Here is a 13,746-nt window from a genome sequence, read left to right on the forward strand (position 1 = left end):
TGAACGAAAAATTGCTGCTAGTATTAGGAAAGATCTAACAAAAGACTGTTAATTAATAAAAGAGTCTTAATATTCCATACTCAACATATTATACTTGAATAGAAAGATGCATTTATTTTAATCGAAAGGACGGATTAGGTGAATAGAAAGAGTACAATCCAAGTAATCCGCGTTCCGATTCCAACCCCAACTTTATTGCCACATACGACAACAAACTCTTACCTTATTGGAAATGAAAAAGAATCTATTTTAGTGGATGCGGGTTATGATACAGAGGTTACGAGAAAATTATTAGAATGGGAAATCAAAAAGCATCGACTTGCAACACCAAAACGAATTGTTCTAACCCACGCTCACCCGGATCATGCAGCCGGAGTACGTATGTTAATCCATTGGATACCGACTATAATTTGCCATGAAAAGGAAAAAGAAGAAGTTTTATCCGCCATTTCTCCGTGGGAAGAAATAACGCTTATAGAAGATGGGGATTCCATAAACGTGGATGGGGAAGAAATCGTTGCGATGCATGCACCAGGGCACACATTAGGGCATTTAAGTCTTTATATACCCTCACAACAAATTCTTATTGCCGGAGATAATATTGTCGCAGAAGGAACCACATGGATTGGAGCACCCGGTGGAGATATGAAAGATTATTTCCAAACTCTTCGTCGATTAAGGAATTTAAAAATCAAAAAAATTGGTCCTGGACATGGGAATTGGGTACACCAACCATATGAACATATTGATTTTGTTATCCAGCGCAGGTTACAGCGTGAACAACAAATATTAACTTTATTAGAAAAACATCAACAAGTCACTTCTAAAGAATTAACAGAAATGATTTATCAAGATCGCATTCATCCTAGTATTTTCCCAGTTGCACAAAAAACAATAGAAGCACATCTTGATAAACTTTTAAAAGAGGATTTGATTCAATATAACGAATCAAAATCCAGTTATGTTTCGCCGGATTTTCAATAAATCAATTTCAGAAGCGGATATATGAAGTGCCCCACCATTTATATATTTTATCACCGCTTCAAGCGTTAGAATGGTTGGTGGGGAAAGTTTTATTTTTTTATTTTCAAATAAATCAAGCGCTTCTTCAGGGGCAATCCAAAATGCATCATCTATTTCGGAACGATCCGGATGTGGCTGTTGTCCTTGAGGAAGCATCGCTAAGAAAAAGCGTGTATCAAAACGGATAGGGCTTTGACTAGGGGTAATTAATTGTCCAATATATGATAAACAATGGGGATTAAAAAATATTTCTTCTCTTTCTAAAATCTCTCCAAATGTAATTTCTCTATTTAATAATTGGTTTCGGTATATTAGTTCTTTTTTCTTCGGTAATATCACTGGAGACCCATCTTCTCTATTGCCTAATAATATCCCTACTTCTTCAAATAATTCCCTAACGGCAGCTATGTAATGTCCGGTAGTAAGAGAATTATCTCTAAATTCCGTCTTTACATATTTTTCATTTACAAATTGATCCGCCTCATCCATTCCCCCACCCGGAAACACATAAAAACCACCCATGAATTTCATTGTCTTCGGTCTTTTCGTTAAATAGATTCTTGATGCATTATCCATTAAAACTACGGTAGATGCGGGTTTTGGTATTGCAACCATAAATGTCCTCCTTCAATTGGTAAAACCATATATAATACATATTCCACATATCAAGTAAAATCCCCTTTTAATTTTTTTCAAAGACATTAATTAAAAATAGTTCTTTTCATATTTATCCTCTCATATTTTTGAAATAAGACGACTGGACAAGGTTTTATTAGATAAATTCATCGTCTTTATGCGCTTTTATTCGATATAAATTTGAGGGGGCAAAACATGGAATTTATTCAACCAATCTTAGAAATTCTTTTTATCAATATCCTTCTAAGCGGAGATAATGCCCTCGTCATTGCGATGGCCAGTAGAAATCTTCCCAATGATCTTCAAGGGAAAGCCATTCAATGGGGAACTTTAGGTGCCATCGCTTTAAGGATATTATTTGTTTTCTTAATGATACACTTATTAGAGATGCCATTTATTCAATTAATTGGTGGAATACTATTACTTTTTATTGCCTATAAACTCATGGTCGATAAACATGAAAACGATCAAATAAAAAGTGGTAATTCCTTACAAGAGGCCATCTCTATTATCATTTTTGCTGACGTCATTATGAGTTTAGATAATGTTCTTGCTATTGCAGCCATTGCCGATAGTAATCTACTTCTTATTATTGCTGGGATAATTTTAAGCATCCCAATTATACTTACAGCAAGTGAACTTATTTTAAAACTTATTCAAAGATTTCCAGTTGTCGTATTCGTTGGGGCTGCACTCCTTGCTTGGACTGGTGGAGAAATGATCGTAAAAGAAGAAGTAGTTCAAGTATTCATTCAAACTAGCAGTATCCCTAAACCTTTATTTTTAATCGGTCTTACGGTCATTACAGTCATTGTAGGGGCGATTAAAAGAAAGCAAGGCTAAACTAAAATAGAAGGCTATGCAGCATCCAAAAGATGATTTTCTGTATTGAACAGGAGTCATCTTTTTTAAATCCCATTGAAAACTTCTGTTAAGTAAAATCTGGAAAAGTCATGACTTATGACACCTGTCATATTTTTTTCATGATTGGAATGAATGTTCCGCTCTTCCGTTTCCTAATAAAATGAAATTAAATTAAACAAGAAAAGAGTGGAGAATATGACTAAACGGATTGCCTTATTAGATATTTTACGTGGATTTGCTGTTTTGGGGACGTTAGGGACAAATATTTGGATATTTGCTCATTTAGGTGATTTAACCGTTATTACTACTTTTCATCAAAATACTTGGTGGAATTTCGATGACTTTTTGCGAATGCTGATACTATTTCTCGTAAACGGAAAATTACTCGGTCTACTAACCATTATGTTTGGCGTCGGGTTAGAACTGAAATACAGGCAGGCTCTACGAAAAGGAAACACATGGCCCGGTGTCTATATATGGACCTCATTATTCCTAATGGCGGAAGGACTAATGCACTTTCTTTTTGTAATGGAATATGACATATTGATGAGTTATGGAATTACAGCGATTATAGTTGCCATCATTGTAAAAAAAGGGGATAAATGGATTAAATATACGATGCAAGTAATTGGCAGTCTTTTTATCGCTGTTGTCCTGTTGATTTTCATCGTTAGTTTAAATGCTCAAGTTTCTTTAGGCAGTTTTCATGATGTGATTTCCCTTTATCAAAATGGAACTTGGTTTGATCAGGTGCAGTATCGCATAAACAACCTATTACCACTTAGAATAGAAGCTATTTTTATTATTCCAATGAATATTTTTCTATTTTTATTAGGCGTCCGTCTAATGCGAATCGGTGCCTTTTCACCTCATGAACATGGCAAGAAAATAAGAAGCCGATTCGTAAAAATCGCTTTATTAATTGGGGTGCCATTAAATTTGCTCATTTTCGTTCCAGGCGGACTTTTTGATCTTCCTGTTCGTTATGTATTTGCACCGATTCTTTCCATTGGATATATCGGGCTCATTAGTATAGTTGTTGAAAAATGGGAGCATTTTTGGTTATGGAAAAGGTTGGAGAATGTTGGTAAAATGTCTTTAAGCATCTATGTCACACAAAATATTATTGCATCTATTCTCTTTTACGGTTGGGGGATTGGACTAGGTGGAAATCTCCATTCCTTCACCATCATATTAATATGGTTCATGATTTGTATTTTCCTTATATTATTTGCAACATTATGGCTGAAAAAGTTTCAATTTGGTCCAGTAGAAACAGTAAGAAAAATAATACTAAGTGGGGTCAAAAAATAAGTTGAGTAGGTGACATTTATGTTCACGAATTTTTATCCTAGAGACCAAATTAAACGGTATTTACTTATTGATGTAGCATCGATTATTTTCTTATTCTATATGGTTTTTAGTCAAAAATCAGAATTATCGTTTATAATTAAAATGATGCTCATTATTAGCTTCCTTCTATGCTACTATATCAGTCTGTGGGTACGTGACTATCGACTCATCACAACAACTTTTGTAGGTTGTGTCATAGTAACTATCTTTACTATATCCATTGATCATACCCTGATTATATACGGTTTTATTTTTGCAGATATGTTAGGTAGAGTAAAAGAGAAAATCTATATGGGCTTCGGTATTTTAATATTAGCCCTAATGTTTGTAACAGTTATTTTTCATGGTGGTGGTATCGTATTTTTTTCTCAATATCCTATACTTCTTCCACTTATGATATTTCAAATGGTCCTTCCAATCGTTATAAATATCGTAGAGAAATCAAAACATTTACAAGTTGAATTAAATGAAGCAAATGAAATGTTAGAAAAATATATTCAAGAGGAAGAACGCAACCGAATTGCTAGAGATCTTCATGATACACTCGGACAGACGTTAACCATGATTAAAGTAAAAAGCGAACTCACGGAAAGATTAATTGATAAAGACCCTGAAGTTGCCAAAAAGGAAATTCGCGATATTTTATCCTCCTCTCGAAAAGCAATTAAACAAGTAAGGGAATTAGTTACCGGGATGAAATATATTTCCTTAGAAGATGAAATCGAACACTCTAAAAAGCAATTGCATGATAGAAATATAAAGATGGTTATACAAAAAGGGGAATCGTTTCCGTCTATTTCAAAAATGGAGGAAACGATGCTATCCCTATCTTTCCGAGAAATCATCACCAATATTATACGTCACAGCCAGGCAATGTGTTGCTCACTTACATTGGAGTCAAGTCCACAGAATTTCATCATAATCGTGGAAGATGATGGAATAGGGGTTCGTTTTGACAGTCATCGTAACGGTTATGGGCTATTGTCTATAGAAGAGAGATTACGCTCTATCAATGGAACGTGTACGATTCACAGTTCCACCGGAAAAGGAACAAGGATAATATTAGAAGTTCCATTAGGAAAGGGGTAAAAAATGGCGAGAATCGTTATAGCAGAAGATCAGCAAATGTTAAGAGGTGCCTTCACCACATTAATAAAAATGGAGGATGATTTAGAAATCGTAGCTGAGGTAGCCGATGGTGAGGAGGCTCTTAGAGCAATTCAAAAACACAATCCCGATATCTGTCTTGTCGATATCGAAATGCCAGGACTAACCGGTCTTGAATTAGCCTTAAAACTTCGAACTATGAACCATCCATGCAAAATTATCATCGTAACAACCTTTTCCAGACCAGGTTACTTACAACAAGCAATGAAGGCAAAAGTAGATGGGTATTTACTAAAAGATGAACCAATTGACTTTTTAATTCAAGCTATCCGTCGCGTAATGAAAGGTGAAAAAGTGATAAGTAATGATTTGACCTCCATTCTATTTCAGAATGAAGAAAACCCGCTAACAGAGCGGGAAACAGAAATGCTTCTTCTAGCAAAAGAAGGCTTGACGACAGATGAAATAAGTAAAAAATTGTATTTAACAAAAGGGACCATTCGAAATTATTTATCTTCTGCAATCCAGAAGCTAGAAGCAGAATCAAGGCAGCAGGCAGTTCATATCGCTTCAAATAAGGGATGGATTTAAAAGATACCGTGGGGACAGATCCTTTGGTCGCTTACCAGGTTGCTGTAACATTAAGCCGGTATATCTATCCCCGTGGCTGTTCACTTGATTGATATAATTTTAAGCTAACACAATTTCAAAATATGCCAAGATAGATAGATATGTCGATTTCTTAATCTATTAATGATCCCTATTCACGATATAACTTAAGAAATGCTTTAAAAAACCTTTGTTTCCAGGTATTTCTTGAAAAGCGTCTAATGCTAAACCATAATGTTCCCACATCGCTCTTTTTGCTTCCCCTTGGCCAAGAACTGTAACAAATGTTGACTTATTATTTTTCAAATCGAGAAGTGCTGGCTTTCCAAGTGATTTTGTATTACCTTGATGATCTAATAAATCATCCTTAATTTGAAAAGCGATACCAGTATGATAAGCGAATTTTTTTAATGCTTTCTTCTCCTCTTCGTTTACCCCTGCAAGTATAGCGGGCATCATAAGCGAGGCTTCAAATCCTATTCCGGTTTTATAAAAACACATCTTATTTAAATGTTCTATTGTTAATTGCTTATTCTTTGCCTCTAGATCCATTGCTTGACCTCTACACATATCCGCTACAACACTTGACGAATAATGAATCAGTTCGAGCACTTTTTCCGCATTAAAACGTTGTAAAGTTGTCTGTTCCTCTACTGCCTTTTGAGTCAAATAAAGTCCGGATAATTCCGCAGTAGCCACATTATATACTTCATGCAATGTCGATTTTCCGCGTCTTAGAGATGCATTATCTTGAGATGGTAAGTCATCAAAAATTAAGGATGCCGTATGCAAATACTCCAACGACCGCAGTAACGGAAAAATATCCGTTTCATCCATGTTATATGAGTTAGTTGCCATCATCCAAGTTATAATAGGTCTTATCCTTTTCCCACCATCACCTAAACTGTAATTTACCGCGTCTAGGATATAATCATTCGTTAAAAAAACTTGAGTTTGAGATTTTAATTGTAAACGAGAATTGATTTTTTCACGAATATGTCGCGTCATCTCTATAAATTCTTCTCGCTCATTCCGCTCTTTTCGTAAATGATCAATCATGTGATCACGTATTAGTTTATCAAAGAAATCAACATCATCCGCTTTTTTTACCATTTTTTGAATAAGACCATTAAATGGTTGAATTTCAGAAGTAAGGACACCCATAATTTCTTCGTATTTTTGAGCACCCCACTTTTTCTTAAATCGTTTTAACCCATTAATGGCACGATTTAAAATCACTTCACGCGTTTTATAATCCGATTGATAAACTTCGTGAATTAAAAAGGAAATGACAGTCCAATAGAGTTCAAATGGATTTATAAGATCTTTACGAGTACGATAATATTTCAAATAATATGTGTATGGAGTGACCGATCCCGTCTTCTCATCTTCAAACATATCAGCAAAGTCATCAGCTAATTGATTATACACCCCATAATAAAAGGTCCGATTTTCAAATCCCTCATCCCCTTGAGCACTAATAATAGAACGCACAATAAGACGGGAAGCCGCAGATTTTAAAATAACTGGAATGTAAATTTCCTCATTTGTATAATTTGGGTTTTCGATTGATTTATTGCGATCATCTTCCTGTGATTGGAAAAATACAAAGGAATCTTTATAAAAAAGTTCCGTTGTTTCCAATCGTTGATGGGACTGGATATATTTAAATGCGTCTCGAAGTTCTGCGTGGACAAACTGGATGAATTCTTTATTCTTCCCATTCCAACCGTCCAATTCTGGTACGATCCCTGTAGTTAGTGTAGACCGAATTAAATTGGTATAACGCTCTTTTTCAAGTGGTGATAAAATATTGGAATCTAGAAGATCATCAATAAATGGATAAGTAAGGCCATAGGAATATCCGAGTCTAATAGCCTCATCCAGTCTTACCGCTCTATCCTTAGGTGATATTTGTTCATCCATTTCTTCTAAAACATGCATCACAACACCGGCGATAATTTTAATTAGCTTTCTTTGAGCCTCATCTGAATTTAAGCCCTTTGGAATATGATCTCGTACGGTCTTTAATTTATCCGTTAACCAAATAAAACTGGATTCTACCCCTTCTTTTTGAGACCAGCGAAATAATCCTGCTAGACTATATGAGTCCATTCTCGTTTCTTTAGTAGAGTTTACTAAATAGTTTTTCAGTTGTTTAACAGATTTTAGTATCCGTCTTTGTGTTTCACTCGAATCGAGAGCTTTCCCTAAATCGCGCATATAAATATAAGAAATACTTCGTTCAAGATAATTTTCCAGCTTTCCAGTATGATGCAAATATTTAATATATAGATGGTAGTCTTTAGAATGAATTTCCTTTTTTCTATTGGAAAAAAGAGAAGAAATAGGATGAATATGATTCTTTTTCCATAATTGGATATCTTTCGTTAATTGAGTGATATATGTCTTTTCTCTATGTTGTTCAGACAATGTAGCAAAATAGGCATAAGCCTTCTCTTCCATCTGTTGATAGCTTGCATCCGTGTTTATCATTAATTCCGAAGTCATATTATTGATCCCTACTTATACGAATAGTTATTTAAATATATTTTACTATACTACAAACAATACCACTTTAATTATCAATTATTAAATTTCCAAACCACTTATATTTTAACTTCCAAGCCGGAATGTAAAAAACAGACAAACAACCATTGAAAATCACTAAAAATCATGGTAATGTATTTAACAATATACCTTTCTAGAAACGTAAAATTTAAGATGAAAAGGAGGAGTATCATGATACGAAATGTCACGTTAGAAACACTTTATGTCCACCCTATTGTTCAAAAATATGTCGGTCGTTCAGGAATGGCACATGCAGTTTCTGTTGCCGAAAAAGCCTTTGAAATTGCTCGAGAGTCCGGGGTGAACCCAGATCTTGCTGCTAAGGCTGGATTACTTCACGATATCGGTCATTACGAATGGTATCAAGACGGTGAATGGGATTATCAATTGTATAGGGAAAATGATATTCATGCCATAAAAGGTGCTGCTCGTGCTCATAAACTTCTCGTGCGTTGCGGGGAAAATCTTCAAAATGCGAAAGCCATTGCCCTGGCGGTACTCCTTCATACAGACTCTTATTTGCCAGAAGGAGAATTACAACTTACTCCATTACAAAAAGTGGTCGCATTAGCCGATGAAGCAGATGAAGAACCGGGTGGCAATCACCATTATCGCCAAATTGATTACGACTCCGCACTCCGTCGAATTCAAATACTTGATACAAAAATCAATGAATATATCGAATCTCCTCGTTTTGAACAAACGAGTTAAAGAATGTTGAGGCTGGGGACATAACTAAAGTGTTTAACTCTAAAGACGAACAATGCGCTATCTAAGCCTAGGAAATATACGTAGACTCCTGCGGGAGGAAAGGCCTAGGTGAGACCCCGCAGTGCGATAGCACAAGGAGGCTCACCAGCCGCCCGCGGAAAGCGAAGTATATTTCCGAAGCGGTTATTCGCTCCAATCATGTTTAGATTTTATTAGGTTAAAACCTTTTGTCTCAACCTCATTTTCATAACTTAGTAGATGATTCTATATAATTCTTCTCTTCTATGGTATGATTTTCCTTTAAAAATGGTAAACTAGACGTAGAAAAAGGAGGTCGTATGATGGAAGAAATTACAGTTGGAGAAATCTTTACAATTGTGGATGAATCGGAAGAAGAAAATTCTGTCGAAGTTCTGGCGAAAGTGACGCTTGAAGGAACTAATTATGTTGCAGTTAGTTTTGTAGATGATATACAAGAACAAACGGAAGAAGACATTGATATTTTCTTTCTTAAAATTGATGAAGATGGTGATATAGCAGCCATTGAATCAGATGAAGAATTTGAAAAAGTCTCCGAAGCTTTTGATGCTCTTTTAGATGAAGAAGCAGATTAACAACATGAAAAACCATCTCTTGTATGTACACCTACATAAGAGATGGTTTTATTTAGGAAATAACCGATCATCTAAGAAAATTTTACCGGGGTACATACTGCATAAATATTATCATTTATATCAGACATATTTACTTCAATAACCTGATATCCCCCGTTATTAACCTCGTTCTTCCCCAAAATTACTTTATCTTCATTATTCATTTCTCTCTTCCTTCCATTGAATTCTCACACAATAACCACTATATGTTTACAACTAAAAATGTGTGCACCCATTTTATAGTTTTGCGAATTACTTTCATTTATTTTTTCATTCAACTATACTAAAGAATGATTAATAAGGAGGAAAGAAAATGTCATTAAAACAATTCAATTTAGCTAGAACTTCTCTACTTACATTTATACAGGATTTGGATGAAGATATAATGGATAAAAAATCCGAGTTCTTTGATAATACAGTTCGTTGGTACATCGGAAACATCCTCTATACAGATGAGAAACTATTATTCGTAAGTCAAAAGAAATCTCAAAAAGTACCAAAAGAATATGCAGAATTATTTAGCTCAAATGTCAAAGTGGAGGATTGGAAATTCGAGCCACCTAGCTTATCAAAACTAATGGAAGATTTAATACAGCAACAGGAAAGAATTAATAATTATGATGAATTATTCTGGAAATCTAATGTTAAATTCAAAGCCCCACACGGATATATTGAAACACACGGTGACCTATTAATTATGCTTGCCCAAAGAGAGGCTGAAACACTTGGTTTAATTAAAGCAATGAAGCAAGTCCTTGAAGTGAAATAGTCAATTTTAAAAATGGTTCCGTTCATTGTCTATTGACGAGCGGAACCATTTTTATTTTTTATAGAAAAATTAATGAAAGAAGGGTATCCTCCCATCCCGAGACCTCTCACCTTTATGAGTTACCGAAAAAAATTTTTCACTTCGTTACGGTTCCGGACCTCATTAATTAACTGATGAGCTGCGGAAGGATGAATTTTTAGCCCCGTTCCGCCACTCATTAACCTGATGAGCTGCGGTATGGGGGATTTTCAGCTTCGTTCCGCTACTCATTAACCTGATGAGCTGCGGTATGGAGGATTTTCAGCTTCGTTCCGCTACTCATTAACCCGATGAGCTGCGGAAGGATGAATTTTTAGCCTCGTTCCGCCACTCATTAACCTGATGAGCTGCGGAAGGAAGCATTTTTAGCTTCGTTTCGCTACTCATTAACCCGATGAGCTGCGGAAGGATGAAATTTTAGCCTCGTTCCGCCACTCATTAACCCACAAGACTAAAAAGCTAACAATTTATTCGCCTTATAAAGGATAAGTATTAAGAACTTATTATTCTCCCAATATAGCCACGGGGTTAAATACTTCAAAATGAATTTGCTCCTGTGGTACATCCCACTGCTTTAATAAGCGAACCATTGCTTGTAAAAATGGTAGAGGGCCACAAAGATAAAAATCAGCATCATTTGAAGGTACGATTTCTTTAAGCCACTCCAAATCGACAAACCCTTCTCTATCAAATCGTTTCTCCTTTTTATCTTCTTCCGTTGGTGAATCATATGCTACGTGGGAATGAACTTGATGATGAGCCTTTGCTAACTCTGACACGTGCTCTTTGAATGCATGAACTTTACTATTTTGTGTTGCATGAATAAACGTAATTTCCCGATTTGGTTCTTTTTCTACCGTAGTATTTAGCATACTAAGAAGTGGGGTAATCCCAATTCCTCCACTTAATAAAACTATAGGTTTATTAGAGGGATTAATGATGAAGTCCCCTGCAGGTGCAGAAAACTGTAAAATGTCTCCTGTTTGAACTTTTTTGTGTAAATAATTAGAAACGATTCCTTCCGGTTGACCATTAACAGAATCTTCTCGTTTGACACTAATTCGGTAATACTCTTCCCCTGGGGCATCAGATAAACTGTAATGACGCATATGGTTGTATTTTTCTCCTTCTATTTCTGCTTTTATCGTTAAGTATTGACCAGCCTGATAATTTGTGATTGGTTCACCATCTTTTGGTTTTAAATAGAAAGAAGTTATTATATCACTTTCATCTACTTTTTTATCTACTACAAATTCACGATAACCTTCCCAACCACCAGAAGCACTTTCAGCTTTTTCATAAAGCTCTTTTTCAATACTTATAAAAGCATCCGCAATATAATTATACGCTTTACCCCAAGCAATTAAGATTTCTTCCGTTGCTGTTTCCCCAAGTACATCTTTCACCGCTTCAAGTAACGTTTCACCTACCACTGGATATTGTTCAGCTTTAATTCCTATCGCACGATGTTTTTCCGTAACTCTTGTAATGACAGGTTTGATGGCATCTAAATTATCTATATGCTCACCCGCTGCATAAACAGAATAAGCTAAAGCTTCCTGTTGTATACCCCTTTTTTGGTTTGTTTGGTTAAAAAGATTATATAAATCGGGAACTTTTGTAAATAATAATTCATAAAATCTTTTACCGATTTCCGAACTATGCTCTTTTAGAACCGGTGCAGTTGCTTTTACTATATCTATCGTGTTTTGATCCAGCATGGTATTATCCCCTTTTTTGGTTTGTATTTTATAAATAACAAGCTTATTTTTAGGTTTTATATTTTATTTATGCTGGATATACATGGGAACTAAATAGCACTTATTTAAAAGTAACAAAAGAACCTTCAATCTTCTTGATTAAAGGTTCTGAAACTACTAACTAAAATTTAATTTTAATTCAATACCAATTCTTTTTCATCTAATCCAAGTGTATTCTCAGACGATTGGCGAATTTCTTTTAGAAGTTCTGGATGATCCATCAATGACATTCCAAAAGAAGGAATCATTTCTTTAATTTTGGCTTCCCACTCATTCATATTTTCTGGGAAGCATCTACTGATAACATCAAGCATGACGTGCACAGCTGTTGAAGCGCCTGGAGAAGCCCCTAACAAGGCAGCAACAGAACCGTCAGAAGCAGTAATAACTTCTGTTCCAAATTGTAACGTTCCTTTTCCGCCTGTTTCCGTATCTTTAATAACTTGAACACGTTGACCCGCTATAACCAAATCCCAATCTTCTGATTTAGCGTTAGGAATAAATTCACGTAATTCTTCCATTCGTTGTTCTTTGGATAGCAAAACTTGCTGAATTAAATATTTGGTTAATGCCATCTCTTTGAAACCCGCTGATAACATCGTTAATACATTATTTAGTTTTACAGATGTAATTAAATCTAAAATAGAACCCGTTTTTAAGAACTTCGGAGAGAAGCCTGCAAATGGGCCAAATAATAATGATTTTTTATGATTGATAAATCTTGTATCAAGATGAGGAACGGACATTGGTGGTGCACCAACTTTAGCTTTCCCATAAACTTTTGCATGATGTTTTTCAACTACTTCTGGATTATTACATACCATGAATAATCCACTAACAGGGAAACCACCAATATGTTTACTTTCAGGTATTCCTGTTTTCTGTAGTAGATGTAGGCTTCCACCACCCCCACCGATAAAGACAAATTTTGCTCTATGATTCTCTACGATACCGCTATCACTATTTTTTACCTTAAGTTCCCATAATCCGTCACTAGTACGCTTAATGTTATCGACATGATGTCTATATTGAATGTTCACATTTTGAGCACTTAAATGTTCAAATAGTAATCGTGTTAATGCTCCAAAGTTAACATCTGTTCCATAATCAACTTTAGTAGCTGCAATTGGATCATTAATCTGACGTTCTTTCATAATAAGTGGAATCCATTCATTTAGTTTTTCCGGATTATCGGAGAATTCCATTCCTTCAAATAAAGGATTTTTTGACATCGCTTCAAAGCGTTTCTTTAAAAAGGTTACATTTTCTTTCCCTTGTACCATACTCATGTGAGGCAATGGCATGATAAATTCTTGTGGATTACGAATAAGGTTATTCTTCACAAGATAAGACCAAAATTGCATCGAAACTTGAAATTGCTCATTAATTCTAATCGCTTTACTAATATCTATAGAACCATCTGGTTTTTCTACTGTATAATTGAGCTCACATAAAGCGGCATGCCCTGTCCCTGCATTATTCCACTCATTCGAGCTCTCCTCCCCTGGTTTAGATAAATTTTCAAACACTGTAATATCCCATTCTGGAACTAATTCTTTCAAGAGCGTCCCCAAAGTCGCACTCATAATTCCTGCGCCAATTAAAATGACATCGGTTTTATTATCTCTGTTGCCCATACTTATCAACCTTT

The 13,746-nt window shown here is 35.3% G+C and carries 12 protein-coding genes; 8 read left to right on the plus strand and 4 right to left on the minus strand.

The annotated features are described in order from the left end of the window. Positions 1-138: 138 nt before the first annotated feature. A complete protein-coding gene (locus A9178_RS17375; RefSeq protein WP_068677530.1) occupies positions 139-984 on the plus strand; it encodes an MBL fold metallo-hydrolase in 846 nt (281 codons plus the stop codon). On the opposite strand, the gene A9178_RS17380 is transcribed toward A9178_RS17375, so the two are convergent. Beyond that, positions 949-1,638: an NUDIX hydrolase gene (locus A9178_RS17380; RefSeq protein ID WP_068677532.1), complete on the minus strand. Its 690-nt coding sequence runs from the start codon at positions 1,636-1,638 to the stop codon at positions 949-951. The two genes, A9178_RS17375 and A9178_RS17380, sit on opposite strands and share 36 nt — an antisense overlap. 216 nt (positions 1,639-1,854) lie before the next feature. Here A9178_RS17380 and A9178_RS17385 point away from each other — a divergent pair, with 216 nt between their 5' ends. From A9178_RS17385 to A9178_RS17400, 4 genes are all read left to right on the plus strand, one after another. Beyond that, positions 1,855-2,502, plus strand: coding sequence for a TerC family protein (locus A9178_RS17385; protein WP_068677535.1), 648 nt, complete (start codon positions 1,855-1,857; stop codon positions 2,500-2,502). Positions 2,503-2,709: 207 nt separating this feature from the next. Continuing rightward, positions 2,710-3,837 (plus strand): DUF418 domain-containing protein, encoded by a 1,128-nt coding sequence (locus tag A9178_RS17390; protein WP_068677536.1) that lies wholly within the window; start codon positions 2,710-2,712, stop codon positions 3,835-3,837. An 18-nt stretch (positions 3,838-3,855) separates the two neighbouring features. Then, positions 3,856-4,965: a sensor histidine kinase gene (locus A9178_RS17395; RefSeq protein WP_068677538.1), complete on the plus strand. Its 1,110-nt coding sequence runs from the start codon at positions 3,856-3,858 to the stop codon at positions 4,963-4,965. Positions 4,966-4,968: 3 nt separating this feature from the next. Beyond that, the gene (locus A9178_RS17400) at positions 4,969-5,574 is read left to right on the plus strand and encodes a response regulator transcription factor (RefSeq protein WP_068677540.1); all 606 of its coding nucleotides are present in this window, start codon (positions 4,969-4,971) and stop codon (positions 5,572-5,574) included. Between the two features lie 159 nt (positions 5,575-5,733). On the opposite strand, the gene A9178_RS17405 is transcribed toward A9178_RS17400, so the two are convergent. After that, positions 5,734-8,103, minus strand: a complete 2,370-nt coding sequence (locus A9178_RS17405; RefSeq protein WP_156520799.1) for a polyprenyl synthetase family protein — start codon at positions 8,101-8,103, stop codon at positions 5,734-5,736. Positions 8,104-8,337: 234 nt separating this feature from the next. On the opposite strand from A9178_RS17405, the gene A9178_RS17410 reads away from it, so the two are divergent. From A9178_RS17410 to A9178_RS17420, 3 genes are all read left to right on the plus strand, one after another. Further along, on the plus strand, positions 8,338-8,874 hold the full coding sequence (locus A9178_RS17410; protein WP_156520801.1) for an HD domain-containing protein: 537 nt from the start codon (positions 8,338-8,340) through the stop codon (positions 8,872-8,874). Between the two features lie 341 nt (positions 8,875-9,215). Continuing rightward, positions 9,216-9,488 (plus strand): DUF1292 domain-containing protein, encoded by a 273-nt coding sequence (locus tag A9178_RS17415; RefSeq protein ID WP_068677546.1) that lies wholly within the window; start codon positions 9,216-9,218, stop codon positions 9,486-9,488. A gap of 352 nt (positions 9,489-9,840) precedes the next feature. Then, positions 9,841-10,296 (plus strand): DinB family protein, encoded by a 456-nt coding sequence (locus tag A9178_RS17420; protein WP_068677548.1) that lies wholly within the window; start codon positions 9,841-9,843, stop codon positions 10,294-10,296. A 542-nt stretch (positions 10,297-10,838) separates the two neighbouring features. Here A9178_RS17420 and hmpA read toward each other — a convergent pair. After that, the gene (hmpA, locus tag A9178_RS17425) at positions 10,839-12,056 is read right to left on the minus strand and encodes an NO-inducible flavohemoprotein (RefSeq protein WP_068677550.1); all 1,218 of its coding nucleotides are present in this window, start codon (positions 12,054-12,056) and stop codon (positions 10,839-10,841) included. 173 nt (positions 12,057-12,229) lie between these two features. Beyond that, the gene (gene mqo / locus A9178_RS17430) at positions 12,230-13,732 is read right to left on the minus strand and encodes a malate dehydrogenase (quinone) (protein ID WP_068677552.1); all 1,503 of its coding nucleotides are present in this window, start codon (positions 13,730-13,732) and stop codon (positions 12,230-12,232) included. Positions 13,733-13,746 lie beyond the last annotated feature (14 nt).

The organism is Oceanobacillus sp. Castelsardo (assembly GCF_001659985.1).
GTDB lineage: Bacteria > Bacillota > Bacilli > Bacillales > Amphibacillaceae > Oceanobacillus.